The organism is Enterobacter sp. N18-03635 (assembly GCF_004006055.1).
GTDB classification, from domain to species: domain Bacteria; phylum Pseudomonadota; class Gammaproteobacteria; order Enterobacterales; family Enterobacteriaceae; genus Enterobacter; species Enterobacter vonholyi.
Map to the genome: position 1 here is coordinate 2,547,081 of NZ_CP034769.1, position 26,027 is coordinate 2,573,107.

A 26,027-nucleotide genomic window follows, 5' to 3' on the forward strand; every position below is an offset into this window, starting at 1 on the left:
ACCCGACCAGCACAAAAAAATTTCGGAAACTTGTAAAAGTAAGCGATTCAAAATAAAAAAGAGCCCTTTTCATTTATAAAAAGTCTTTGCGCCGCGCAACATATCAGGTATAAGAATTTATTCTTTACGCTGTTTTTACCGCCAGGTTTCCTCATAGACCCGCCGAGAATATACGTACATAAACGTTAATAACAGGGCGAAATTTGTTTATAAATAGACATTATGTTATTCGCCGACTCAACATCAAAACAAATAGTTAACAAATGCAGGGCGATGTTCCGCAACACAGGCTAACTTTCGAAGAAAGTCTCGATCGGGGAAGCTGCCACGTAAATGAAGAGCTGGGTTGGCTTGAGTCTGGATCCAGGTTTCACGAACGGTCAACGAGTGAGCGATATTAATTCGATGGGATTCTATAAAGGATGGTCTGCTTTTCGTGAAACACACCAGGAGTGGTCACTCTTCCCCTCTGGTTGGATGAGGCGAATCAAAGGCTCAATGATATACTGGACGGATGCTGGAAAATATCAAAGGTGCTTACAGCCTTTCTCACTCTCGCAGGCGAGGTTTCCGGCAGTGAATGTTACGACTCACTTTGCCACTGCGCGCAAAGCTACAGGGCTGGTCCGGGAAATGCCTCACCGTCCTTTCAGGAGCTTCGCGTTAGTCTGCCCGGCCAGATGCGAAACAACCTGATTGAGTTCGCCCGGCACCATCTGAGGCATATCTCTCGCGAGAAGTGCGAGAAATATCGTGACACAAGGGGCTGTGAGTGGGCTATAATTTCGAGCTAATTTCGAATAATTTTGAAATACTGCCTGTAACGCTATGAATTACAAGGCAAAATAAGCAATGAATATAAGGATTAAAGCTATGGGTTTTCTTTCCGGTAAGCGCATTCTGGTGACTGGCGTTGCCAGCAAACTGTCCATCGCATACGGCATCGCACAGGCAATGCATCGCGAAGGCGCTGAGCTGGCGTTCACTTATCAGAACGACAAGCTGAAAGGCCGTGTTGAAGAGTTTGCCGCGCAGCTGGGTTCCAGCATCGTTCTGGAATGCGACGTTGCACAAGACGAAAGCATCGACGGGATGTTTGCTGAACTGACAAAAGCATGGCCGAAATTCGACGGTTTCGTTCACTCCATCGGCTTCGCTCCTGGCGACCAGCTGGACGGCGACTACGTAAACGCGGTTACCCGTGATGGCTTTAAAATCGCTCACGACATCAGCTCCTACAGCTTCGTTGCGATGGCAAAATCCTGCCGCGCGATGCTGAACCCGGGCGCAGCTCTGCTAACCCTGTCCTACCTTGGCGCTGAACGTGCTATCCCTAACTACAACGTTATGGGCCTGGCGAAAGCCTCTCTGGAAGCCAACGTACGCTACATGGCGAACGCAATGGGTCCTGAAGGCGTGCGCGTTAACGCCATCTCTGCAGGTCCTATCCGCACCCTGGCAGCTTCCGGTATTAAAGATTTCCGTAAAATGCTGGCTCACTGCGAAGCGGTTACCCCGATTCGTCGTACCGTTACCATTGAAGATGTGGGTAACTCTGCAGCATTCCTGTGCTCTGACCTTTCCGCGGGTATTTCCGGCGAAGTGGTTCACGTTGACGGCGGCTTCAACATCGCTGCAATGAACGAGCTGGAAATTAAATAAGCTGTGACTCTCTTCCCGCACGGGAAGAGAGGTTTCCCCCCGCCCTATCCCTTCGTTATTCCGTTCTGCTATTTGTTATCACCTAACAATATTTTTCCCTTTATCTGCCTTACGCCAGGATATTGATCGCCATTTTGAGATCAAGGAACGCACATGGAACAACGCCGTTTTTCCGGCAAAGGCCACTGGTATCACGAGACCCAGTCAAACCACGCGCAGACGGATGTTCTGCCCCTGGTGCCCGAAGCCGCTAACGTCGACGATCGTTTTTTGCTCGATTTAGCCTTGCCTGATGAGATTGTCGCCGCCTGTTCTGGCTGGCTTGCTCCTGCCAGAGCCTTATGCCACCAGCTGTTTCCGCTCTCGATTCCCGTGAACCGCCTGCATACGCTCAGCGCCTACGATCGGCTCAGTACCGCGCTAACCGTCGCACAGGCCTGCGGCGTTCAGCGGCTCTGTAACCACTATGCCGCCCTCCTCGCCCCGCTTCCCGGCCCGGACTCCTCGCGCGAAAGCAACCGACGTCTGGCGCAAATTACGCAGTATGCCCGCCAGCTTTCCAGCTCTCCAGATGTGATCGATGATAAAGCCCGCAACCAGCTTGACGAGGTGGGCCTGTCCACGTACGACATCGTGGTAATTAACCAGATTATCGGCTTTATCGGTTTTCAGGCGCGCGTGGTCGCAATTTTCCAGGCCCTGCTGGGACATCCTGTTCGCTGGTTGCCGGGACATCATATTCAGCCGCACACGCTCCCCGCGAGCCACGATGCGTGGACGCCGCTTTTACCTGTCGTTGAGCTGCGCTATGCGAATGCGCATCAGCTTGAGTCCCTGTCCCGCTGGCAGGCTGAACCCGCGCTTGAGGCGTTGACGCCAGTTCTTTGTCATGAACCGACGCTGCTCGATCTGACCGGCGAAATCCTGTTAAACACTCGCGAAGAGATCCCACTGACGTCTCCCGCACTTTCAGCGGCGCTCGAACTGCTGACACGCTCTCCGGACCGCTTCAGCGCCGCGCAGTTTACCCCGATCACGGATCAAGGGCTCACGGGCGAACAAGCCATCACGCTGCTTACCCGGAGTGCGTTTGATGGCTGGCTTAATCGTCTGAAAGTCGCGTTTGGTAAAGAGGAATAACCACACTCATTACCCAAAGACCGCTTGCTGAGACAGTGAGAATCGCGTAAAACTGTCAGCCGCTCAATGGCTACGAAAATAGAACATTATGTTTCAGGACAACCCGCTGCTAGCGCAGCTTAAACAGCAACTGCATTCCCAGACGCCGCGTGCAGAAGGGGTCGTAAAAGCCACGGAAAAGGGCTTTGGCTTCCTTGAGGTTGACGCGCAGAAAAGCTACTTCATTCCGCCTCCGCAGATGAAGAAAGTGATGCATGGCGATCGCGTCATGGCCGTCATTCATACCGAGAAGGACCGCGAGTCTGCCGAGCCGGAAGAACTGATCGAACCGTTCCTGACCCGTTTTGTGGGTAAGGTACAGAGAAAAGACGATCGTCTTTCTATCGTGCCGGATCATCCCCTGCTGAAAGATGCTATTCCCTGCCGCGCCGCCCGTGGCGTTGAGCATGATTTTAAAGAAGGTGACTGGGCCGTAGCAGAAATGCGCCGTCATCCTCTGAAAGGCGATCGCGGTTTTTATGCTGAACTGACCCAGTTCATCACCTTTGGCGCCGACCATTTCGTGCCATGGTGGGTCACGCTGGCACGCCATAATCTTGAAAAAGAAGCGCCGAACGGCGTAGCGACCGAGATGCAGGATGAGGGTCTGACCCGTCGCGATCTCACCGCGCTGGAGTTTGTCACCATCGACAGCGCCAGCACAGAAGATATGGATGACGCGCTGTACGCTGAAGAGAGCGCCGACGGCAAACTGCATCTGACCGTTGCCATTGCCGATCCCACCGCATGGATTGCCGAGGGCAGCAAGCTGGATGACGCGGCGAAAATCCGTGCGTTCACCAACTACCTGCCGGGCTTCAATATTCCGATGCTGCCGCGCGAATTGTCAGACGATCTCTGCTCGCTGCGTCCAAATGAAGTGCGCCCGGTCCTTGCCTGCCGCATGACTATCGCCGCAGATGGCGCGATTGAAGACGATATCGAGTTCTTCGCCGCCATTATCGAGTCGAAAGCCAAGCTGGCCTACGATAACGTCTCCGACTGGCTGGAAAATACCGGTAGCTGGAAACCTGATTCCGACGCCATTGCCGCGCAGATCCGTCTCCTGCATCGCATCTGCCTGAACCGCGGCGAGTGGCGTAAAACTCACGCGCTGGTGTTCAAAGACCGCCCGGACTATCGCTTTGTTCTGGGCGAGAAAGGCGAAGTGCTGGACATCGTGGCCGAACCGCGACGCATTGCAAACCGCATCGTTGAAGAGGCGATGATTTCCGCCAACATCTGTGCCGCACGCGTGCTGCGCGACAAACTGGGCTTTGGCATTTACAACGTTCACACCGGGTTTGACCCGGCAAATACCGAAGCGCTGGCGGCCCTGCTGAAGAATCACGATGTGCACGTTGATCCGGAAGAAGTGCTGACGCTGCCGGGCTTCTGCAAGCTTCGCCGCGAACTGGACGCGCAACCGTCAGGCTTCCTGGACAGCCGCATTCGTCGCTTCCAGTCCTTCGCTGAAATCAGCACCGAGCCTGGGCCGCACTTTGGTCTCGGCCTCGAAGCCTACGCCACCTGGACATCGCCGATCCGTAAGTATGGCGATATGGTTAACCACCGTCTGCTGAAAGCGATTATCAAAGGTGAAACCATTGCCCGTCCTCAGGAGGACACCACGCAGCAAATGGCCGATCGTCGCCGTCTGAACCGCATGGCGGAACGTGACGTTGGGGACTGGCTGTACGCACGCTTCCTGCAGGATAAAGCCGGTACGGATACCCGTTTCGCCGCAGAGATCATCGATATCAGCCGCGGGGGCATGCGCGTCCGCCTGGTCGATAACGGTGCTGTCGCGTTTATTCCTGCGCCGTTCCTGCATGCGGTTCGCGACGAAATGGTCTGTAGTCAGGAAAATGGTACCGTGCAAATCAAAGGTGAAACAGTTTACAAAGTCACCGACGTGATTGACGTTAATATCGCCGAAGTCCGCATGGAAACCCGCAGTATTATCGCGCGTCCTGTCGCCTGATAACCGCTTCAATTGTCGGTCTTTTCGTTTCGGAAGGGCCGACAATTTTTATTTTTATCCCCGCCACAAAATCATTATTTTTCCTTACTATTTTCAGTATCCCTTCGCCCAAAACCGCCAGAATTATCTACAGTAAAAGAGTGTTGTTATATTCGGTTGCGTGAATTTTTATACGCTCAGTATCCTTTTTAACCTGACTCGTTTTATTATAAGAAAGCAGGGAAAAACAACAGCTTCACTTCGGTTTTGCCGCTGTTTCTCAACGGAAAAGTCGACAACAAATGAATAATTTGTGCGCTAATGAACAGCTGCGGGAGAAAACATGATGGACGATCTGGAGCAGAATTTGCTGTTTCGCTACATGGGGACTCACAGCCCGTGGTGGCGCTTATCAGCTGACAGCAACGCTCTGCACCTTTCCACCAGCGAAAATGCCGATGTCACTCAGGTCGTGGCGCTGGACGATGAACAGGCCGATCTCATCCGTCATTTAACCGTTATTACCTCCAGCATTTCCATGTCGCTCTCCCTGTACGGAGAAGATGTCCCGGTGCATCTTGTGGGCCGAAAAATTACCCGTAACGAGTGGGCCGGAACCGCTTCCGCCTGGAACGATACGCCCTCCGTGGCGCGCGATCTGGCTCAAGGGCTCTCTTTTGCGGAACAGGTTGTCTCTGAGGCCAACTCCGTCATTGTTATTCTCGATCGGCACGGCAATATCCAGCGTTTTAACCGGCTTAGCGAAGAGTATACCGGCCTGAAAGAGCAGGAAGTGATTGGCCAGAACGTGTTTAAGCTGTTTATGAGCCGCAGCGAAGCGGCCGCTTCAAAGCGCAATATTACCGGTTTTTTTCGCAACGGCAGCTCCTACGAAGTCGAACGCTGGATCAAAACGCGTAAAGGGCAGCGGCTGTTTCTGTTCAGAAACAAATTCGTTCACAGCGGCAGCGGTAAAAATGAAATTTTCCTTATCTGTTCCGGGACAGATATTACCGAGGAACGCCGCGCTCAGGAGCGGCTGCGCGTGCTGGCCAATACCGATACCATCACCGGCTTGCCCAACCGCAATGCGATCCACGATCTGATTTCTGACGCCATCGCCAACCGCGGCGACACGCAGGTAGGCGTGGTGTATCTCGATCTGGATAACTTTAAAAAGGTCAACGACGCTTACGGGCATATGTTTGGCGATCAGCTGTTACAGGCTGTCGCCCTCGCCATTTTGAGCTGTCTGGATGAGGAACAGGTGCTGGCGCGACTGGGCGGTGATGAGTTTATCGTCATGGCCACCAATACCTCACAGGGCTCTCTGGAGGCGATGGCGTCGCGCATTTTAACCCGTCTGCGCCAGCCGTTCCGAATCGGTCTGATTGAGATTTATACCGGCTGCTCTCTGGGTATCGCCCTCGCCCCGCAGCATGGTAGCGACCGGGAAAGCGTCATTCGTAACGCCGATACCGCCATGTACACCGCCAAAGAGAACGGCCGGGGCAAGTTCTGCGTCTTCTCACCCGAGATGAACCAGCGCGTATTTGAGTATCTCTGGCTGGATACCAACCTGCGTAAAGCACTGGATAACGATCAGCTTCTAATCCACTATCAGCCCAAAATAACCTGGCGTGGGGAAGTCAGAAGTCTTGAAGCACTGGTCCGCTGGCAATCACCAGAACGCGGTCTGATCCCGCCGCTGGAGTTTATCTCTTATGCCGAGGAGTCGGGGCTGATTGTGCCGCTTGGGCGCTGGGTGATGCTCGATGTGGTTCGCCAGGTGGCAAAATGGCGCGATAAGGGAATTAACCTGCGCGTGGCGGTGAACGTCTCTGCACGACAGCTGGCCGACCAGACTATCTTCAGCGACTTAAAGCAGGCGCTGAAGGATCTGAATTTTGAATACTGCCCGGTCGACGTCGAGTTGACCGAAAGCTGTCTTATCGAGAACGAAGAGCTGGCGCTCTCCGTGATCCAGCAGTTCAGCAGACTCGGGGCGCAAATTCATCTGGATGATTTTGGCACCGGCTACTCTTCTCTTTCGCAGCTCGCCCGCTTCCCTATCGACGCCATTAAACTCGATCAATCCTTTGTCAGGGACATTCATAAGCAGTCTATTTCCCAGTCACTGGTGCGCGCTATTGTCGCGGTGGCGCAGGCGTTAAATCTGCAGGTAATTGCCGAAGGTGTGGAAAATGCAAAAGAAGACGCCTTTCTGACCAAGAACGGCGTCAACGAGCGGCAGGGTTTTCTGTTTGCTAAGCCGATGCCCGCTGCCGCATTCGAGCGGTGGCTAAAACGATATCAAGCGCGAAATCAACGTTAACTGGCTTTACGCAGACCCGCCGCGTGATGGCGGTTTTGCAGCGTGACCAGGCGCTCCATGTAGGCGATATCTTTCGGCTCCAGGCAGAAAGCAGCATCCACCCAGTCTTCCGTTATGTCCATCAGTTCACTGCGGGGCAATTGCAGAACGCGGGTACGGGCGCGCAGCATCGCCCTTACGCCGTTCAGTTTTGGCCGCAGCGTATCGATGAAGGTTCGGGTGGAGACATAGCTTTGTCCGGGTTCAAACAGGACATCCACCAGCCCATGCTGTTCGTACCATTCAGCCGTATGGGATTCCCCTTTGTAGATGAGTTCTTCCGCCAGCTTCATGCCCGAACGGCGTGCGACCAGGGAATATCCCCCCATACCCGGAAACAGATTGAAGGCAATTTCCGGGAAACCTAAACGGGCATCGCGCTGAGCCAGGGCGAAATGGTGCGCCAGAGCGGCCTCAAAACCACCTCCTAACGCACTGCCTTCGACCATTGCCAGAGTGATGGCTCCCGTATCAAACCCTCGTGAGGCCGCATGGACGCAATCAACGCAGGCGCGCGCGTACGCCCGCAACGCTTCCCGACGTCCGTTCTGAATGCACTCGACGAAGAACTGTAAGTCACCGCCCACATTGTACATCTCCGGAACCAGCGAACCGGTTACCCAAAAATCAACCGCAAAGCCAGACTGGCGAACCAGCCATGAAAAGTTCATGATCTCCTCAATTAACGCATGGTTAAAGCAAGGTCGTGGCTGAGCCCGCAGCATCATCCAGACGGTGTGACGCTCCGCCTCGTAATAACCCGACAGCTGCGTGAACCGTTCAGTGTCGGTAAACAGTGTACAGGTAGGCTGATTGATAACTGTCATAGTCTAATTCCTCTTATAAAAAAGCGCCTTGCGCGCAGTTTTAGACTAATCCACTCATTAAGCCTGCTGCATGAGGGGGAATAAATTTATCACTTACGTTTATGTAATTTAGTTATTGCATTTTTTCCCTTCTCTTTTGACCCTAATTTCTGCATCATTGAAAATATTAACTTTTCGCGCCTGGAGTGAGATTATGTCGACAATTGACGCACAAGCTGTAGCACAACGTATTGATACCGTGCTGGATATCCTGGTGGCAGGCGATTACCACTCTGCTATCCGTAATCTCGAGATCCTGAAGTCTGAACTTCTCGCTCAGAATGGCGCTGACAATACGCCTGAAAACGGACAGCCAAAAGCGCCGTGGGAAGTTTAACCCCACTGTCTCCGACCTCGTTTCGCTTTATTAAATGGATGCTATGAATTCCCGACAACAACTCATTTTGCAGATGGTCATCGATCAGGGACGCGTAAGCGTAGTCGATCTCGCTAAAACCACTGGCGTTTCTGAAGTCACCATCCGTCAGGATCTTAATCTACTGGAAAAACAGAGCTACCTGCGTCGCGCGCACGGATATGCTGTCCCTCTGGACAGTGATGACGTTGAGACGCGCATGATGAACAACTACGCGCTCAAACGTGAACTGGCTGAATTTGCCGCGTCCCTGGTGAACAACGGCGAGACCGTCTTTATTGAAAACGGCAGCAGTAATGCCCTTCTGGCGCGCACGCTTGCCGATCAAAAAGACGTGACCATCATCACCGTCAGCAGCTATATCGCGCATTTGCTCAAAGAGACGCGCTGCGAGGTGATACTGCTCGGCGGAATTTACCAGAAAAAAAGCGAAAGCATGGTAGGCCCGCTGACCCGTCAGTACGTCCAGCAGGTTCATTTCAGCAAGGCCTTTATTGGGATTGACGGCTGGCAGCCGGAGACAGGTTTTACCGGCCGGGATATGATGCGCTCCGACGTGGTGAATGCCGTGCTGGAAAAAGAGTGTGAAGCCATTGTGCTGACCGACAGCTCTAAATTTGGCGCCGTTCACCCTTACACGATGGGCCCCGTTTCACGCTTTAGCCGTGTGATTACCGACGAGCGGTTGAGCGACGCGCACCGTAATAAACTGGAAGAGAGTGGTCTGATCGTCAATATTATTAAAACCAGCGCCTGACTCCCCTCCGCGCCCGAACTTCGGGCGCATACGCCCTTCTTTCTCTGAGATGATTCTTAACCCTGCTTTAAGAGTTTTTACCTGTTTAACCTGCATTAAAGTCGTAAAATTACTGTTAGCGATATAACAGGAAGTGACTATCACCTGCGTGATGAAGTAACGCCTGCGCGACCAGCTTTCACGGGAAAAAGAATTAAGTATTCGATTCGTCTATACTTAATGCGTACATCTTTCCGTGAATCGATAATTCAGGAGAAAGTATTATGACCTTAACCAGCAAAAAATTAGCCGCCGCTGTTCTGGCAATCACTGTAGCAATGTCCCTGAGCGCGTGCTCTAACTGGTCTAAACGCGACCGTAACACCGCTATTGGTGCCGGTGCCGGTGCTCTCGGTGGTGCAGTATTAACGGATGGTAGTACGCTGGGTACATTAGGTGGCGCTGCCGTCGGTGGTATTATCGGTCACCAGGTTGGCAAATAATAATTATCCAAGCCTTCCCCGGTAATGCGATATTTAAACGCATTTCAGGTCTGACATACGCACGTATATAACACGAGCCACGGCATTTGCCGTGGCTCATTTATTTTAGCCGCCTGCCAGTTTGACTTTCATACCTTTGGCTTCCAGCAGAGATTTAATTAAATCACGTTTATCACCCTGGATTTCAATAATGCCGTCTTTCACGGCACCGCCGCAGCCACATTTCTTTTTCAGATCGGCAGCCAGCGCTGTCAGTTCAGCATCATCAAGGTCAATGCCGGAGATTAGACAAACCCCTTTTCCTTTTCGTCCACTGGTCTGGCGCTGGATCCGAACGATGCCGTCCCCCTTTGGACGTTCCACTTTCGCTTTCGGTTCGTCAATACGCCCGCTATCGGTTGAATAGACCAGGCGGCTGTTGGAATCGGTCATTACGCCCCCTTCTTCAGCGATGCGTTAATAGCCTTAAGCGTCTCAGCCGGGTTTGCAGACTGCGTCACAGGACGCCCGATGACCATGTAGTCAACGCCTGCAGCCAGCGCCTGCTCAGGCGTCATAATGCGGCGCTGATCGCCCACGTCGCTGCCTGCAGGACGGATACCCGGCGTGACGAGTTTAAAATCCTTGCCCAGCGCTGATTTGAAACGTACCGCTTCCTGCGCGGAGCAGACGACGCCATCCAGGCCGCAATGCTGGGTCAGACGCGCGAGGCGCTCAGCGTGCTCTGCTGGTGACAACGTCACACCCAGGTCGCGTAAATCGTTTTCGTCCATACTGGTCAGCACGGTGACCGCAATCAGCAACGGTGCATCTTTACCGAACGGCAGGAGCGCCTCACGGGCAGCGGTCATCATTCTTGCCCCACCCGACGCGTGGACATTAACCATCCATACGCCCAACTCTGCGGCTGCGGCAACGGCGTGCGCCGTGGTATTCGGGATATCATGGAATTTCAGATCGAGGAAAACGTCAAAGCCGCGCTGCTGCAGATCGCGAACGATTTGCGGTCCAAACAGCGTGAACATCTCTTTGCCAACTTTCAGACGGCAGTCGCGAGGGTCAATGCCGTCGACAAACGCCAGTGCAGCGTCACGCTTATTGTAATCAAGCGCAACAACAACAGGAGAATCCGTAATTACTCGGGAAGTGGAGGATGTAACAGACGTCATGACCAGCCCTTTTCGTCTATGGGCGCGCAGCGGCGCGGAACAGATAAACGGCCAGCATTCTACCTGCCGTCGTCGCAAATTGACAGAATCCATTTATTTCCCTGACAGGCCAGCAAACCGCACCGTGTTGAGAAAGCGTTAAAAGCCATCAGTATGTTGTAACTAAAATAAAGGCTTTTAAAAAATTACTGCCCGTCCAGGCCACGGATTGGCTTGATAGTGGACCAGGCGCGGCAGGAAGGACAGTGCCAGTAGAGCGTATACGCGGTAAAACCACACTTCTGACAACGATAGCGTGGCTTGCTGCGCACCTGCTCGCCAACCATGTCGCGCAGCACCATCAGGCTCTCTTTGGCGCGCCCTTCTTCCGCGTCGTTAAGGTGGTAATCCATCAGCTTATGGAAGACCCGCATGGTCGGATGACGCTGCAGCTGACGCGTAATGTAAACCTGCGCGGTGTCGCTTCCCTCATACTTCTCCACGACGTCTGAGAGCATCAGTTCAGCGGTGGCGCCGGTGTTCTCTTCCACGCAGCGACGCAGGAATGCTACCCACTCTTCCTGCTTATCCAGCTGCTGATAGCAGGTTTGCAGCATTTCCAGCGTTTCACTGACCAGCTCTTTGTCCTGGTCGATCACCCGCAGCAGGCTTTCAACGGCTTTGGCGTAGTCGCCATTCGCCATAAACACGCGCCCCATCATGATGGAGATTCGCGCGCTGTTGCGGTCCGCGGCAGCACCTTTCTTCAGTAACGCCATGGCTTTATCCATGTCGTCATTGCCCATCTGCTGAAGCGCAAGCTCACAGTAGAAATGGGCTATCTCAACGCGCTGCTTATCTTTCCCCAGCTTCACCAGACGTTCAGCCGTATCAATGGCTTTCTGCCAGTCGCTGGTGGCCTGATAAATCTGCAGGAGCTGCTGCAGCGCGCCGATGCGGAACTCTGTTTCATCCACAAGCTGGGAGAACATATCTTCAGCGCGATCGTATAACCCCGCGGCCATGTAATCCCGCCCCAGCTGTTGCACTGCAAGTAGACGTTGATCGTAGGTCAGAGAGGCGCTTTCCATCAGCGTCTGGTGAATACGAATGGCGCGGTCAACCTCGCCGCGCGAGCGGAACAGGTTTCCCAGGGTGAGATGCGCTTCAACCGTCCCGGTATCCTCTTTCAGCATATCGAGGAACAGGTCTACCGCTTTGTCCTGCTGATTGCTCAGGAGGAAGTTTACCCCCGCAACGTAGTCGCGGGAGAGCCGATTGGCCTCATCCTGTTTTGTTTGTTGCGCACTTCTGCGGCCCATATACCAGCCATAGGCTGCGGCTACAGGCAAAAGCAGAAACAACAACTCCAGCATAGTCGATTATTCCTTCACGACCGGCACGCCAGAGCTTCCCGGGATGTCAGACGCAGGGGCAATGTTATTTTCAAGTCGCTTAATTTTACGTTCAGCGCGCGCAAGCGAAACACGGACTTTCAGCCAGAACAGACCGCAAACCAGCCAGCCAATGGCAAAGCCGGCAGCAAATAAGACCGCCAGCAGGCTCGATACGCGATACTCACCCTGAGCCAGCAGATAGTTAAACGTCACCTGCTGATCGTTTTGTGCACCCAACGTGACTGAAATGACAAAAATCGCCAATACCAGTAAGAAAATGAGTAAATATTTCACATTACTTCCCGTTATGTGGTTCAAGCGAATAAAGTGTGTTCAATTTACCGCAATCAGCCTTATAAACTACCATTTTAGCGACGAGCGCGAAACGGAAAAAGTGACGCGCAGGTCATGGATCTATGGGCAATATACGGAATATCAACCGTCAGGCGTCGGTTTGGTCCCTTTCGGCTATTTCTTCTTTCTCTTCTGGCGGTGGCGTTAGCGGGCCGCAGAATCGTTCAGTGAGCCAGGTCGCCAGCACGATCAGCAGCCATGAGATGAGCGTGGCGACGACCAGGTCGCGCGGCCAGTGCATCCCCAGCAGCAAGCGGCTTCCCATAACCCCCGTCGCCCAGACCAGTAAAATCGCAATCGTAATCGTTCGTCGCCTTGGCCAAAGCAGCCCAACCCCCAGTAACGCCCAGCTGGCCGCAAACATGGTGTGACCCGAAGGAAACGCGAACCCCGTCTCTTTCTGCCAGTGTTTACGCAAGAATTTCGGGATATCCTGCTGTTCCGCAAGCTGTTCTTTTACCAGCGCGCCACGATCTTTACGCTTTAAATTGTAGAACTCATCCACCGGAACATGATGGGTTTTTTCCAGCCAGACGACAAAAGGACGCGGCTCCTGAACGCGATCCTTCACCCAGGACTTCACCCCCTGACCGACAATGATAGCGCCACCGAGGATAGCAAAGAGCATCAGTGCCGCACGCAGGCGAAATCGCAGGCACCACAGAAACCAGGCGCACAGGAGTACGTGGGTAATTATTCCCCACGGCTGGGTGACCGTTTCCGTTATCCAGTATAAGGTTTTCAGCCACATGGCATTATGCCCGGGCTGCCACATCCAGCCTGAAAGCCATACGGTCAGAGGCATAATCAGTAAAATGGCCGCACCTGCTGCCGTACGTCTGGCGATTGAAAGCATGTCTTCTCCTTTTTCGCTAAGCGTCACAATCATAACTGAAATTAATCCTTTGAGTGGATATGTCGGATCGTGCGTTTAACGTTCATATAGCATGGTGCCCATTAGGCGAACCTGCCGAGCTTGTGGCAAAATGAACTGATACAGAAAGCAAAACAGGGCAAAGGCACGAAACGTGTCAGCCTACTCTGGAGAATCACATGCAGCTTAAACGTGTGGCAGAAGCCAAACTGCCAACCCCATGGGGCGATTTCCTGATGGTGGGTTTTGAAGAACTGGCAACCGGACAGGATCATGTCGCGCTGGTGTATGGCGACATTTCAGGGCAGACGCCGGTACTGTCCCGCGTCCATTCAGAGTGTCTCACCGGCGACGCGCTGTTCAGCCTGCGCTGTGATTGTGGTTTCCAGCTGGAAGCCGCCCTGTCTCATATTGCAGAAGAAGGCCGCGGCGTGCTGCTTTATCACCGTCAGGAAGGTCGTAATATTGGCCTGCTAAATAAAATTCGCGCCTACGCGCTTCAGGATCAGGGCTACGATACGGTTGAAGCAAACCATCAGCTCGGCTTTGCAGCTGACGAACGCGACTTCACCTTGTGCGCCGATATGTTCAAGCTGCTGGGCGTGGACGAAGTTCGCCTGCTGACCAATAACCCGAAAAAAGTGGAGATCCTGACCGAAGCGGGGATCAACATCGTCGAGCGTGTACCGCTGATTGTCGGCCGTAACCCGAAAAACGCCCACTACCTTGATACTAAAGCCGCCAAAATGGGCCATTTGCTGAAAGAGTGATGCTAAAAAGCCCGGCACGCGTGCCGGGCTCGTATCATCAATCCAGCATCTTACGAATCACATAATGTAAAATGCCGTCGTTCTGGTAATAGGTCAGCTCGGTTGCCGTATCTATACGGCACCGGCAATCCAGCACCTCGGTTTTCCCGTCTGCACGGGTTAACTTCACCGGCACCGTTTTACCCGGCTGCAGGCTTTGCAGACCGCTAATCTCAATCAGCTCTTCCCCGGTCAGGCCCAGCGTTTTACGCGTCACGCCCTGCGGGAACTCAAGCGGCAGGATCCCCATACCGATCAGATTCGAACGGTGAATACGTTCGAACGATTCGGCGATGACCACGCGAACGCCAAGCAGACGCGGACCTTTCGCCGCCCAGTCGCGGCTGGAGCCGGAACCGTACTCTTTCCCGGCGATCACCGCCAGCGGCGTACCTTCCTGCTGATATTTGACCGCCGCATCATAAATCGACACGACTTCCGTCCCCGGCAGATGACGGGTCATGCCCCCTTCCACGCCCGGTACCATTTCGTTACGAATGCGGATGTTGGCAAAGGTCCCGCGCATCATGACCTCATGGTTGCCGCGACGCGATCCGTAGGAGTTAAAATCGCGACGCTCGACGCCCCGGCTCTGCAGGTAACGGCCCGCCGGGCTATCGGCTTTGATACTCCCCGCCGGAGAGATATGGTCCGTCGTGACGGAATCTCCCAGCATCGCCAGGATGCGCGCGCCGTGGATATCCTTAAGCGGTGCCGGCTCGGCGAGCATCTCATCAAAGAACGGCGACAGACGAATATAGGTCGAGTCATCCTGCCAGCCATAGGTATCCGAACCTGCAACGTTGATGGCTTTCCATTCCGGCGTGCCTTCAAAGACTTCCGCGTATTCTTTACGGAACATCTCGGTAGAAACCTTCTCAACGGCCAGCGCGATTTCACGCGATGATGGCCAAATATCTTTCAGGTAGACAGGGTCATTCTTGCGATCGTGACCAATCGGATCGGTCGCCAGGTTGATATTCATGTTCCCTGCCAGGGCATATGCCACAACCAGCGGCGGCGAGGCGAGCCAGTTGGTTTTCACCAGCGGGTGAATACGCCCTTCAAAGTTTCGGTTACCGGACAGGACCGCGCCTACCGTCAGGTCACCCTGCTTGATCGCCGTTTCAATGGGTTCAGGCAGCGGGCCGGAGTTACCAATACAGGTCGTACAGCCGTAGCCCACGAGGTTAAAGCCCAGTTCGTCAAGGTACGGCGTCAGTTTGGCCTGCGCCAGGTAATCCGATACCACTTTGGAACCCGGTGCCAGCGAGGCCTTGACCCATGGCTGAGGTTTTAGCCCAAGCTCTACCGCCTTTTTAGCCAACAAACCAGCCGCCATTAACACGCTTGGGTTCGAAGTGTTGGTGCAAGAGGTAATGGCTGCAATAACTACCGCGCCATCCGGGAGCTGATACTGATGTCCGTTCAGAACATAGTCTACGGGGCGATGGTCTTTCTGCGCCACGTTCACCTCCAGCGCATTGCTGGCGGCAAAGGCTTTTGGCACGTCACTCAGCGCAACCCGATCCTGCGGACGTTTCGGCCCGGCGAGGCTCGCCTCGACGCTTCCCATATCGAGTTCTAGCGTACTGGTGAAGACCGGTTCATCACCCGGGTTTCGCCACATGCCCTGCGCTTTGGTATAGGCCTCCACCAGCGCGACCTGCTCTTCGCTGCGCCCGCTAAGGCGCATGTATTCCAGCGTGACATCATCAATGGGGAAAAAGCCACAGGTTGCACCGTATTCCGGCGCCATATTGGCAATGGTGGCACGGTCTGCCAGCGGCAGCGAATCCAGACCATCACCGTAGAATTCTACAAACTTGCCCACCACACCATGCTTACGCAGCATCTGAGTGACGGTGAGCACCAGATCGGTGGCAGTAATGCCTTCAGACAGCTTACCGGTAAGCTTGAAGCCCACCACGTCAGGAATAAGCATGGACACCGGCTGGCCGAGCATGGCCGCTTCTGCTTCGATACCGCCGACGCCCCAGCCCAACACGCCCAGACCGTTAATCATAGTGGTATGGGAGTCCGTGCCCACCAGCGTGTCCGGATAGGCGACCCACTCTTTATCCTGCAACTCACTCCAGACGGCTTTCCCCAGATATTCAAGGTTAACCTGGTGACAAATCCCGGTACCCGGCGGGACCACGCTGAACCGGCTGAACGCCTGCTGTCCCCACTTCAGGAATACATACCGCTCGTGGTTACGCTCCATCTCGAGACGCACGTTCTCGCCAAAGGCGTCATCATCGCCAAAGCGGTCAACGGTTACGGAGTGGTCAATGACAAGGTCAACAGGGGAAAGCGGATTCACTTTTGCCGTATCTCCGCCGAGACGCTTAACGGCCTCGCGCATCGCGGCTAAATCAACGACGGCAGGGACACCGGTAAAGTCCTGCATCAGCACCCTGGCCGGGCGATAGGCAATTTCTCTGTCGGCATGGGCATTTTCAAGCCACCCTGCCAGCGCCTTGATATCATCGAGGGTGACAGAGTCACCGTCCTGCCAGCGCAAAAGATTTTCCAGTAAAACTTTCAATGACTTGGGTAAACGCGAAATGTCCCCAAGCGTTCTGGCAGCCAGCGGCAGGCTGTAGTAATGCCAGGTTTTATTTTCTGCCTGTAATGTGTCCTTACTGGCTTCGCGTAGGGTTAACGACATAAGCTCCTCCTTAATCACAGAGATGCCCCGACAATCATCAGGGCCGTAATTAAAGATAACACAAAGATGTCGTAACGTTTTGATAACAACCCAAATTGATAAATTTAGGATTGGTCCCGAACGGGAAAACAAAAAACCCCGCCGTAGCGAGGTTTTACAATTTAGTGGAGGGCCAACCAGATGAGCTGACTCCAGAACAGAATCGACACGGTAAAAACGCCGATCCATGACCAGTATTTGTGAGACGTCATGTTATTCATCATAGGGACACCAGGCATTATTTATAAAAAGTTCCGAGGTTTGTCCTCAGTGCTATATTGCTGATGTGTATTTATTAAAGAGTACAAAAGTGCAGAGTCGATATTCAGACTATTTGCATCATTACGCAATAAACTAAATTATTGTTTTTTGGGTTCGTCTTCTGCGAACACATCAATAAACGCTTGCTGCTGCGGCGTCAGTTTCCAGGACGCGGGTACAACAGTCGCAGGCGCTTTACGCCCTCTGTGGCCGTTGTCACGATGCTGACACATCTGTTTTACCGTTTCTGTACGTACCGTCACTGCCATATTCAACCCCAATATTTCCAGGCCAGGAGAGCAACCACCACCCAAAACAGGGTAGAGACGAGAAAGACCGCCAGCCAGGCTTTACGCTTGAGCGCAGGATCCCTTTGCGGTTCTTCACTTCCTGAAGGCATTGCTAACCTCATACAATCGACATCGCTTATCATTTAGGACCAAACAATTGGTACAATTAATCATCTATTGAGATAAATCCTAAAGAAACTTTAGCCTAAAAGCCAGTGAATTTACGCACCGGAAGGTATGAAATATTCATTCTTTTGACCAGAAATAAATAATTGAAAAGAAAAATTTGCGAAGGCGTAAATTAGTTTCTACTTTTGTCGCCAATTCACGACATTATAACCTTACTGATTAAATGGATAATGACATTATATGACAGGGGATACGTAGATGATGATAATTCTAATTTAGCTTTGAGGCGTTATTTCGGTATCTTTCCCTTAGGGAAAGATACCGGGTGTGATTATTTTTCGGGGAGTTTGATGTCTTTAAACATCTCTTCAATATCTTCATTTGAGCGTAATGCAACGGCGGTATCAACAACGTCACGCGTTAAATGAGGGGCAAAGCGCTGAATAAAATCATACATATAGCTGCGCAGGAAGGTGCTACGACGGAAGCCAATCTTAGTGGTGCTATGACTGAAAACATCGTGCGCATCAAGACGCACCAGGTCAGGGTCTGACACCGGGTCCACCGCCATGCTGGCAATAACACCCACTCCCAGACCAAGCCGCACGTAGGTCTTAATCACGTCGGCATCCGTCGCGGTAAAGACAATTCGCGGCGTTAACCCTGCCCGGTTAAAGGCCGTATCAAGCTCGGAGCGTCCGGTAAAGCCAAACGTATACGTCACCAGGGGATATTGGGCCAGCTCTTCGATAGTGACCGACCCTTTACCTGCCAGGGGGTGATCGGGGGTGACCACGATAGAACGGTTCCAGTGGTAGCACGGGAGCATCACCAGATCGTCATAGAGGTGAAGCGCTTCGGTGGCGATGGCGAAGTCTGCATTCCCCTTGGAAACGGCTTCAGCGATTTGCGTTGGCGACCCCTGGTGCATATGCAAAGAGACGCGAGGATAACGCTCTATAAAGCCTTTGATGACGCCGGGTAACGCATAGCGCGCCTGAGTATGCGTCGTGGCAATATACAGCGAGCCTTTATCAGGCCAGGTATGCTCCCCCGCCACAGACTTGATCGCATCGACTTTAGAGAGAACTTCCCGCGCAATGCGGATGATTTCCTGCCCCGCAGGCGTCACCTGGGTAAGATGCTTACCGCTGCGGGCAAATATCTGGATACCTAGTTCATCCTCCAGCATACGAACTTGTTTGCTGATGCCCGGTTGCGAGGTATACAACCCCTCGGCGGTAGAAGAGACGTTAAGGTTATGATTCACCACCTCAACGATATAACGAAGCTGCTGTAATTTCATGCCAGACCATCCGATTTAGCGCATGCGGTCAATCGCTTAAGACGATTTAATAATAAGAAACAGGTTAACTATAACCACTATATCATTTATAGCCTGACTGTATAGTACGGAACAAAAAATAATAACAAGGCAATAAAAAAGGGCCGGAAATCCGGCCCTTTTACAGGTAAGTTACGGTAAGGGAAGATTATTTCTTGCCTTCAACCCATTTGCCATCGACAAAGAAAGCTGACCATCCCGTCGCTTTACCCTCTTTCTCTGCCGCAACATACTGCTGCTTGGTTTTACGGCTAAAACGCACAACGGTCTTGTTGCCTTCTGGATCCTGCTGTGGCGCGTCGGCCAGATAGCGCAGTTTTTCCGGCAGGCGATCGCGGAAGCGATACAGCTCTTCCACCAGCGGCGCGCGCGTTTCACGTGATTTCGGGAAGGTGTTGGCCGCCAGGAACACACCGGCAGCACCGTCACGCAGCACGAAGTACGCGTCGGATTTCTCACAAGGCAGCTCTGGCAGCGGAACCGGATCTTCCTTCGGCGGAGCCACTTCGCCGTTACGCAGAATTTTGCGCGTGTTTTTACACTCGTCGTTGGTACACGCCATGTACTTACCGAAGCGCCCCATTTTCAGGTGCATTTCAGAACCGCACTTCTCGCACTCAACGATCGGGCCATCATAGCCCTTAATGCGGAACTCACCTTCTTCGATCTCATATCCGTCGCAGGTCGGGTTATTACCGCAGACGTGCAGCTTACGTTTTGGATCGATCAGGTAGCTGTCCATTGCCGTGCCGCATTTTTTGCAGCGACGCTTGGCGCGCAGCGCGTTGGTTTCTGCATCGTCACCTTCCAGCACGTTGAGAACTTCGTTCTCTGGCACCAGGTTGATGGTGGTTTTGCAGCGCTCTTTTGGCGACAGCGCATAGCCGGAGCAGCCAAGGAAGACGCCCGTGGTTGCGGTGCGGATCCCCATCTTGCGGCCGCAGGTTGGGCAGTCGATGCTGGTCAGAACCATCTGGTTAGGCAGCATGCCGCCCTCTTCAGGATCCTTCTCCGCTTTTTCAAGCTGGTCGGTAAAGTCGCTGAAGAAGCTGTCGAGTACCTTTTTCCATTCCGCCTGATGGCTGGCTACCTGGTCGAGGCTGTCTTCCATTTGCGCGGTGAAATCGTAATTCATCAGCTCGCGGAAGTTTGCTTCCAGACGGTCGGTGACGATCTCACCCATTTTTTCCGCATAGAAACGGCGGTTTTCAACGCGCACGTAGCCACGGTCCTGAATCGTCGAGATGATGGACGCGTAGGTCGAAGGACGACCAATACCGCGTTTTTCCAGCTCTTTCACCAGGGATGCTTCACTGAAGCGCGCAGGCGGCTTGGTGAAGTGCTGAGCAGGCACGAGGTCAACCAGCGAGAGTGCATCCCCTTTGTTCACTGCCGGCAGCGTTCGGTCTTCATCGCCTTTACGCAGCGCAGGCATCACTTTCGTCCAGCCGTCAAAACGCAGGATACGACCGCGAGCTTTAAGACGGAACTCACCCGCGCCGACGGTCAGCGTGGTGGAGTCGTACTGCGCTGGCGTCATCTGGCACGCCACGAACTGGCGCCAGATCAGCTGATACAGCTTCTGCGCGTCGGCTTCCATATCTTTCAGCGATTCCGCTAACACCGAAACGTCAGAAGGACGAATCGCTTCGTGCGCTTCCTGAGAGTTCTCTTTGCTGGCGAACTGGTTAGCGCTTTCGGGCAGGTATTTCTTACCGAAGTTGTCACTGATGTAGCCGCGCACCATGTTGACCGCGTCCTGACTCAGGTTGGTTGAGTCGGTACGCATGTAGGTGATGTAGCCCGCTTCATACAGACGCTGGGCCATCATCATGGTCTTCTTCACGCCGTAGCCCAGACGCGTGCTTGCAGCCTGTTGCAGGGTGGAGGTGATAAACGGCGCACCCGGCTTACTGCTGGTCGGTTTGTCTTCACGTTCCAGCACCTGATAGCGTGCCTTTTCAAGCAGCGCCACGGCGGCCATAGTCTGGTCGCGGTTTTCTGGACGGAAAGGCTTATCGTTCTGATGGCTGACCTGCAGCGGCAGAGCGTCACCGCCCGGCGTGGTCACATTGGCGTCAACTTCCCAGAACTCTTCCGGGACGAAGGCTTTAATCTCGCGCTCACGCTCAACGACCAGACGCACGGCGACGGATTGCACACGCCCTGCGGACAGGCCACGGGCAATCTTCTTCCACAGCAGTGGAGAAACCATGTAGCCCACAACGCGGTCCATAAAGCGACGTGCCTGCTGGGCGTTTACACGGTCAATATTCAGTTCGCCCGGCTTCTCAAACGCCTGACGAATCGCATTCTTCGTAATTTCGTTAAACACTACACGGCTGTAGCGTTTGTCATCACCACCAATCACTTCCCGCAGGTGCCACGCAATGGCTTCCCCTTCGCGGTCAAGGTCGGTTGCGAGATAGATGTGGTCTGCTTTTTCAGCAAGCTGCTTCAGCTCGTTAACGACTTTTTCTTTCCCTGGAAGCACTTCATATTGTGCATCCCAGTTATGCCATGGGTTAACACCCATGCGGTTGACAAGCGCGCTACGTTCATCCTTTTTAGGCTTTTTAGCCCCTTTGGTGGAGGTAGAGTCTGCGCTCTTTTTGCTGGCTGAGCCACTGGTCGGCAAATCGCGGATATGACCCACGCTGGACTTAACCACGTAGTCATTACCCAGATACTTATTGATCGTTTTGGCTTTTGCCGGGGACTCAACGATGACGAGAGCTTTACCCATATTCACCTTTACCTAATTTAATTCTTCCAGGAATACGCCGCACGTTGATTTCCCTTCCGCTGACGACGAGCCAATGATATTGCGACTGCGTCAGGAGATATCAACCCCTTTGTCTTACCGGGCGTTAAAGAAAAGACGCCCAGGTGATTGAGTTCTCGGGTATTTTTCTCACATCTCGTGTAATTCGTGACGAATTCCCGGTTGAATGTCAAGCAATTCTGTTGCCAGAATGACGAAAGCGCACACTCTACCTGATAAAATTCGTTACGCAACTTTATTAGCATGCAAAAGCAAATCCCGCCAGCCAGGCCCCTGCAGCTTATCCCCTCACATTACAGGGAAAATTTGCCCCCAAAGCGCCCCCGGCGTAGACTATTGTCACTGTTTAAGGAGTGGATTATGCAGAATACGACCCAACCTATTGACCGAGCCTCTCTGCTTATCGAAGCAAACAAGCTTATCCGGGACCATGAAGATACCCTGGCGGGTATTGAAGCCACCGGCGTAGAACAGCGCAATGGGGTGCTGGTTTTCAGCGGCGAATACTTCCTTGACGAACAGGGGTTGCCGACCCCGAAAAGCACCGCCGTGTTTAACATGTTTAAATATCTGGCGCATACGCTTTCAGAGAAATATCACCTGGTCGATTAACGCAAAACGCGAGGCATGTGCCTCGCGTTTTTGTTTACAGCAGCGGTTTTTGTCCGCGCTGTAGCCAGCGCAGCAGCAGGCGGTCAGCACTTTCTGCCGGACTGTTGGTAAAGCGGTCCATCAGTCGTTTGCGCTGTGTAAAGCGCACGCCAACCAGTTCCCGGCCTTCCATCAGGTTGAGCAGAAGATCGTCGCTGGTTCCGACTTCATCCACCAGCCCTTTCTCCTGCGCCTGAACGCCGTACCAGTGCTCGCCAGTCGCGACCTGCTCAATGTCCAGCGTCGGGCGCATACGGTGCACAAAATCTTTAAAGAGATGATGCGTTTCGTTGAGATCCTCACGGAATTTTTGGCGCCCTTCCTCCGTATTTTCCCCCAGCAGCGTCAGGGTACGTTTGTACTGACCCGCGGTGTGAAGTTCAATATCAATCTCTTTATTTTTCAGAAAGCGGTTAAAGTTCGGGATCTGCGCTACCACGCCGATCGAGCCGATAATGGAGAACGGCGCGGCCACAATTTTGTCCGCCACGCAGGCCATCATGTAGCCACCGCTCGCTGCCACTTTATCTACGGCCACGGTCAGCGGGATCTGTTTTTCACGCAGGCGCTGCAGCTGTGAGGCGGCCAGTCCGTAACCGTGAACCACCCCGCCCGGGCTTTCAAGACGCACGACAACCTGATCCTGCGGTGTCGCCACGGCCAGAACGGCAGTCACCTCCTCCCGCAGAGAAGAAACCTCATGCGCATCCATACTGCCTTTAAAATCGAGCACATAGACCCGTGGCGTGGCCTTATCCTGCGGCGCATTGAGTTTTGCTTTTGCTTTTGCCGCTTTAGCTTCCTGTTTATGCTTTTTCTTCTGCGCTTTCAGCCAGAGTTTCTGTTGATGACTATCAAGCAGCGCCAGAGACATATCATCCTGCATCTCTTTATACTGCTCGCTCAGGCGGGTGATGCGTAACTCTCCACGCTGACGCTTACGCTGCGTCAGGTTGACAATCAGAACGGCAACCACCGCAATGGCAATCACCACCGTCGCGATTTTGGCCAAAAACAACCCATATTGAGAAAGTAATTCCACGCGTTCCACCTTGATTTAACCACGAATCTTTCACGGCAGTGTACAACAGCCCTGCCCATGCGTCTCGCTCGTGACATTACCTCTGCGAGCCGCCTTCAGGAATCCCCGAACTGGAGTTTAAATATTTGCAAATTGTTAATTTTACAGTAATGCGTCCTGTAGACTGATTGAATTATCAGGCGAATTCGGGCATAAAGCCGAAAAGTCATCATAAAGGCGCCATTGCGTCACCGGTCGCCTGAGGAGTTACCGTGCATTATCAACCGCAAAAAAATCTGCTGCAAAACCGGATTATTCTTGTCACCGGTGCCAGCGACGGGATTGGTCGCGAGGCGGCCCTGACATACGCCGAATACGGCGCGAACGTCATTCTGATTGGGCGCAACGAAGAAAAACTGAAAAGCGTCGCTCAGGAGATTGAGTCGGTATCTGGTACGCCAGCTCCGTGGTATACCCTCGATTTACTGACCTGCACGCCCGCAGTGTGCCAGGAATTAGCCCAGCGCATTAGCGCTCACTATCCGAGACTCGACGGCGTACTTCATAACGCCGGCTTGTTAGGTGAAGTGCGTCCGATGGATGAACAGGATCCTGATATCTGGCAGCAGGTGATGCAGGTCAACGTTAACGGCACGTTTTTCCTCACACAGGCATTGCTTCCTTTATTACTCAAGTCCGAGTCAGGGTCCCTGGTCTTCACCTCTTCCAGCGTTGGCCGCGAGGGACGCGCAAACTGGGGAGCCTATGCCGTATCCAAATTCGCGACCGAAGGCATGATGCAGGTACTGGCGGAGGAGTATCAAAGCCGCCATCTGCGCGTAAACTGCATTAACCCTGGCGGTACGCGCACCAAAATGCGCGCCAGCGCGTTCCCGAGCGAAGATCCGCAGAAGCTGAAAACCCCGGCAGACATTATGCCGCTCTATCTCTGGCTGATGGGCGACGACAGCCGCCGCAAAACCGGGATGACCTTCGACGCCCAGCCGGGCCGTAAACCAGGAATTTCGCAATGAGTGAAGAACGTCATCAGCAGCGCCAGCAGCGTCTGAAAGAACAGGTCGATGCGCGCGTCGCGGCAGCACAGGACGAGCGAGGGATCGTCATCGTCTTTACCGGCAACGGCAAAGGCAAAACCACCGCCGCGTTTGGCACCGCTACCCGCGCCGTCGGCCACGGGCAGAAGGTCGGCGTTATCCAGTTTATTAAAGGTGAGTGGCCTAACGGCGAGCGTAATCTGCTTGAGCCCCACGGGGTTGAGTTTCAGGTGATGGCGACCGGATTTACGTGGGACACCCAGAACCGCGAAACCGATACCGCAGCCTGTCTGGCCGTCTGGGAGCACGCTAAAAGAATGCTGGCCGATCCGTCACTCAATATGGTTCTGCTGGATGAGATCACCTATATGGTCGCCTACGACTATTTGCCGCTGGAAGACGTGCTTAATGCACTGAAAGACCGTCCCGCCCATCAGACGGTCATCATCACGGGCCGCGGGTGTCATCGGGATATTCTGGAGCTGGCAGATACCGTCAGCGAGCTGCGTCCGGTTAAACATGCGTTTGATGCGGGCATCAAAGCGCAAATTGGGATTGATTACTAAAGAAAAAAGCCCGGAGTCTTCACCGGGCTTTTACGTTAACCGTTGTTATTACGGCTGCCGGAGCGGCGGCTGCTGCTCACCTGGCTGTGGCGCTTCACGGCGCGACGGATCTGATTCGCCTTCATACGACGACGATCTTTTTCCACCGCCACTTTAGAGGTGGTTTCCGGCGTCAGGCCGACCAGCTCGCGCAGGTAGTTGGTTTGGGTCAGATCCAGTTCGGTATACCCCCCGCGCGGCAGGCCTTTCGGCAGCAGGATGTCGCCGTAACGGACGCGGATCAGGCGGTTAACCTGCACGCCTACCGCTTCCCAGAGACGACGCACTTCGCGGTTGCGGCCTTCGGTCAGGGTCACGTTGTACCACTGGTTAATGCCTTCCCCACCGGTAAACTTGATGGTTTTGAACGCCGCAGGACCGTCTTCCAGCTGAACGCCACGCGAGAGATCGCGCAGTTTATTCTCATCAACCTGGCCGAACACGCGCACCGCGTATTCACGTTCCACTTCACGGCTTGGATGCATCAGACGGTTTGCAAGTTCACCATCGGTGGTAAACAGCAGCAGACCGCAGGTATTCACGTCCAGACGACCAACGGCAATCCAGCGAGCGCCACGCAGTTTAGGCAGACGGTCAAACACCGTCGGGCGACCTTCCGGGTCATTGCGGGTACACAGCTCGCCTTCCGGCTTGTAGTAAGCCAGCACGCGGCAGATTTGTTCAGCGGACTCTTTCACGGAGATAAGATGACCGTCGATACGGATCTTCAGCCCCGGTACGATTTCTACGCGGTCACCCAGCGTGGCGATTTTACCGTCCACACTCACGCGGCCCGCTTCAATAATGGCTTCGATTTCACGGCGTGAACCGTGGCCGGCACGCGCCAGCACTTTCTGTAACTTCTCGCTCATTGAGCTTCCTCAGGTGTCGCCTTCACAGGCGTCGAATCAGGTCAAAAGAGGGCTGAGCC

Annotated in this window: 25 protein-coding genes; 11 read left to right on the plus strand and 14 right to left on the minus strand. The window is 53.6% G+C overall.

The window, feature by feature from the left end:
* Positions 1–873: 873 nt before the first annotated feature.
* The 4 genes from fabI (at position 874) to pdeR (ending at position 7,139) form a co-directional block, all read left to right on the plus strand.
* Positions 874–1,662 (plus strand): enoyl-ACP reductase FabI, encoded by a 789-nt coding sequence (fabI, locus tag ELK40_RS12885; protein WP_127731287.1) that lies wholly within the window; start codon positions 874–876, stop codon positions 1,660–1,662.
* Between the two features lie 153 nt (positions 1,663–1,815).
* Positions 1,816–2,802, plus strand: coding sequence for a CMD domain-containing protein (locus ELK40_RS12890; RefSeq protein ID WP_127731289.1), 987 nt, complete (start codon positions 1,816–1,818; stop codon positions 2,800–2,802).
* 88 nt (positions 2,803–2,890) lie between these two features.
* Positions 2,891–4,825: an exoribonuclease II gene (locus ELK40_RS12895; protein ID WP_127731291.1), complete on the plus strand. Its 1,935-nt coding sequence runs from the start codon at positions 2,891–2,893 to the stop codon at positions 4,823–4,825.
* A 322-nt stretch (positions 4,826–5,147) separates the two neighbouring features.
* Positions 5,148–7,139: a cyclic di-GMP phosphodiesterase gene (gene pdeR, locus ELK40_RS12900; RefSeq protein WP_115875422.1), complete on the plus strand. Its 1,992-nt coding sequence runs from the start codon at positions 5,148–5,150 to the stop codon at positions 7,137–7,139.
* On the opposite strand, the gene ELK40_RS12905 is transcribed toward pdeR, so the two are convergent.
* Positions 7,136–8,005, minus strand: a complete 870-nt coding sequence (locus tag ELK40_RS12905) for a crotonase/enoyl-CoA hydratase family protein (protein ID WP_111965956.1) — start codon at positions 8,003–8,005, stop codon at positions 7,136–7,138. The two genes, pdeR and ELK40_RS12905, sit on opposite strands and share 4 nt — an antisense overlap.
* Before the next feature lie 193 nt (positions 8,006–8,198).
* On the opposite strand from ELK40_RS12905, the gene ELK40_RS12910 reads away from it, so the two are divergent.
* From ELK40_RS12910 to osmB, 3 genes are all read left to right on the plus strand, one after another.
* On the plus strand, positions 8,199–8,381 hold the full coding sequence (locus tag ELK40_RS12910) for a hypothetical protein (RefSeq protein ID WP_111965955.1): 183 nt from the start codon (positions 8,199–8,201) through the stop codon (positions 8,379–8,381).
* A gap of 43 nt (positions 8,382–8,424) precedes the next feature.
* A complete protein-coding gene (locus ELK40_RS12915) occupies positions 8,425–9,177 on the plus strand; it encodes a DNA-binding transcriptional regulator YciT (protein ID WP_127731293.1) in 753 nt (250 codons plus the stop codon).
* A 263-nt stretch (positions 9,178–9,440) separates the two neighbouring features.
* Positions 9,441–9,659, plus strand: coding sequence for an osmotically-inducible lipoprotein OsmB (osmB, locus tag ELK40_RS12920; RefSeq protein WP_008501216.1), 219 nt, complete (start codon positions 9,441–9,443; stop codon positions 9,657–9,659).
* A 105-nt stretch (positions 9,660–9,764) separates the two neighbouring features.
* On the opposite strand, the gene yciH is transcribed toward osmB, so the two are convergent.
* The 5 genes from yciH to pgpB form a co-directional block, all read right to left on the minus strand.
* Positions 9,765–10,091, minus strand: a complete 327-nt coding sequence (gene yciH / locus ELK40_RS12925; RefSeq protein ID WP_111965953.1) for a stress response translation initiation inhibitor YciH — start codon at positions 10,089–10,091, stop codon at positions 9,765–9,767.
* Entirely contained in the window at positions 10,091–10,828 is a 738-nt protein-coding gene (gene pyrF, locus ELK40_RS12930) for an orotidine-5'-phosphate decarboxylase (protein WP_023335943.1), read from the minus strand. Before pyrF ends, yciH begins: the two co-directional genes overlap by 1 nt.
* 185 nt (positions 10,829–11,013) lie before the next feature.
* The gene (gene lapB, locus ELK40_RS12935; RefSeq protein ID WP_115875429.1) at positions 11,014–12,183 is read right to left on the minus strand and encodes a lipopolysaccharide assembly protein LapB; all 1,170 of its coding nucleotides are present in this window, start codon (positions 12,181–12,183) and stop codon (positions 11,014–11,016) included.
* Positions 12,184–12,189: 6 nt separating this feature from the next.
* On the minus strand, positions 12,190–12,498 hold the full coding sequence (locus tag ELK40_RS12940; RefSeq protein WP_127731295.1) for a LapA family protein: 309 nt from the start codon (positions 12,496–12,498) through the stop codon (positions 12,190–12,192).
* 148 nt (positions 12,499–12,646) lie between these two features.
* Complete coding sequence (gene pgpB / locus ELK40_RS12945; RefSeq protein WP_115876076.1) at positions 12,647–13,414, minus strand: phosphatidylglycerophosphatase B; 768 nt, start codon at positions 13,412–13,414, stop codon at positions 12,647–12,649.
* A 197-nt stretch (positions 13,415–13,611) separates the two neighbouring features.
* On the opposite strand from pgpB, the gene ribA reads away from it, so the two are divergent.
* Positions 13,612–14,202, plus strand: coding sequence for a GTP cyclohydrolase II (gene ribA / locus ELK40_RS12950; protein ID WP_008501210.1), 591 nt, complete (start codon positions 13,612–13,614; stop codon positions 14,200–14,202).
* 37 nt (positions 14,203–14,239) lie between these two features.
* Here ribA and acnA read toward each other — a convergent pair whose 3' ends face one another.
* The 6 genes from acnA to topA all read right to left on the minus strand — a co-directional run bounded on the left by acnA (position 14,240) and on the right by topA (position 21,725).
* A complete protein-coding gene (gene acnA, locus ELK40_RS12955) occupies positions 14,240–16,915 on the minus strand; it encodes an aconitate hydratase AcnA (protein ID WP_115875433.1) in 2,676 nt (891 codons plus the stop codon).
* A gap of 161 nt (positions 16,916–17,076) precedes the next feature.
* Complete coding sequence (ymiC, locus tag ELK40_RS22885; protein WP_032623144.1) at positions 17,077–17,175, minus strand: small membrane protein YmiC; 99 nt, start codon at positions 17,173–17,175, stop codon at positions 17,077–17,079.
* Between the two features lie 138 nt (positions 17,176–17,313).
* On the minus strand, positions 17,314–17,484 hold the full coding sequence (locus ELK40_RS22720; RefSeq protein WP_032656727.1) for a hypothetical protein: 171 nt from the start codon (positions 17,482–17,484) through the stop codon (positions 17,314–17,316).
* Positions 17,485–17,486: 2 nt separating this feature from the next.
* Positions 17,487–17,627 carry a YmiA family putative membrane protein gene (locus ELK40_RS12960; protein WP_213327741.1) on the minus strand — a complete coding sequence of 47 codons (141 nt, stop codon included), beginning with the start codon at positions 17,625–17,627 and terminating at the stop codon, positions 17,487–17,489.
* Between the two features lie 338 nt (positions 17,628–17,965).
* Complete coding sequence (gene cysB / locus ELK40_RS12965; RefSeq protein WP_008502814.1) at positions 17,966–18,940, minus strand: HTH-type transcriptional regulator CysB; 975 nt, start codon at positions 18,938–18,940, stop codon at positions 17,966–17,968.
* Between the two features lie 187 nt (positions 18,941–19,127).
* Complete coding sequence (gene topA / locus ELK40_RS12970) at positions 19,128–21,725, minus strand: type I DNA topoisomerase (protein ID WP_115875434.1); 2,598 nt, start codon at positions 21,723–21,725, stop codon at positions 19,128–19,130.
* Positions 21,726–22,124: 399 nt separating this feature from the next.
* On the opposite strand from topA, the gene ELK40_RS12975 reads away from it, so the two are divergent.
* Complete coding sequence (locus tag ELK40_RS12975; RefSeq protein ID WP_003856804.1) at positions 22,125–22,376, plus strand: YciN family protein; 252 nt, start codon at positions 22,125–22,127, stop codon at positions 22,374–22,376.
* 34 nt (positions 22,377–22,410) lie between these two features.
* Here the strand turns inward: ELK40_RS12975 and sohB are convergent, their stop codons facing one another.
* Positions 22,411–23,457, minus strand: coding sequence for a protease SohB (sohB, locus tag ELK40_RS12980; RefSeq protein ID WP_127731297.1), 1,047 nt, complete (start codon positions 23,455–23,457; stop codon positions 22,411–22,413).
* 251 nt (positions 23,458–23,708) lie between these two features.
* Between sohB and ELK40_RS12985 the strand changes: the two genes are divergently transcribed.
* Together ELK40_RS12985 and cobO are read left to right on the plus strand one after the other, a co-directional pair.
* On the plus strand, positions 23,709–24,470 hold the full coding sequence (locus tag ELK40_RS12985) for a YciK family oxidoreductase (protein ID WP_127731299.1): 762 nt from the start codon (positions 23,709–23,711) through the stop codon (positions 24,468–24,470).
* Positions 24,467–25,057 (plus strand): cob(I)yrinic acid a,c-diamide adenosyltransferase, encoded by a 591-nt coding sequence (cobO, locus tag ELK40_RS12990; RefSeq protein WP_045908891.1) that lies wholly within the window; start codon positions 24,467–24,469, stop codon positions 25,055–25,057. Before ELK40_RS12985 ends, cobO begins: the two co-directional genes overlap by 4 nt.
* Before the next feature lie 35 nt (positions 25,058–25,092).
* On the opposite strand, the gene rluB is transcribed toward cobO, so the two are convergent.
* Complete coding sequence (gene rluB / locus ELK40_RS12995; protein WP_127731301.1) at positions 25,093–25,968, minus strand: 23S rRNA pseudouridine(2605) synthase RluB; 876 nt, start codon at positions 25,966–25,968, stop codon at positions 25,093–25,095.
* Positions 25,969–26,027: the final 59 nt, after the last annotated feature.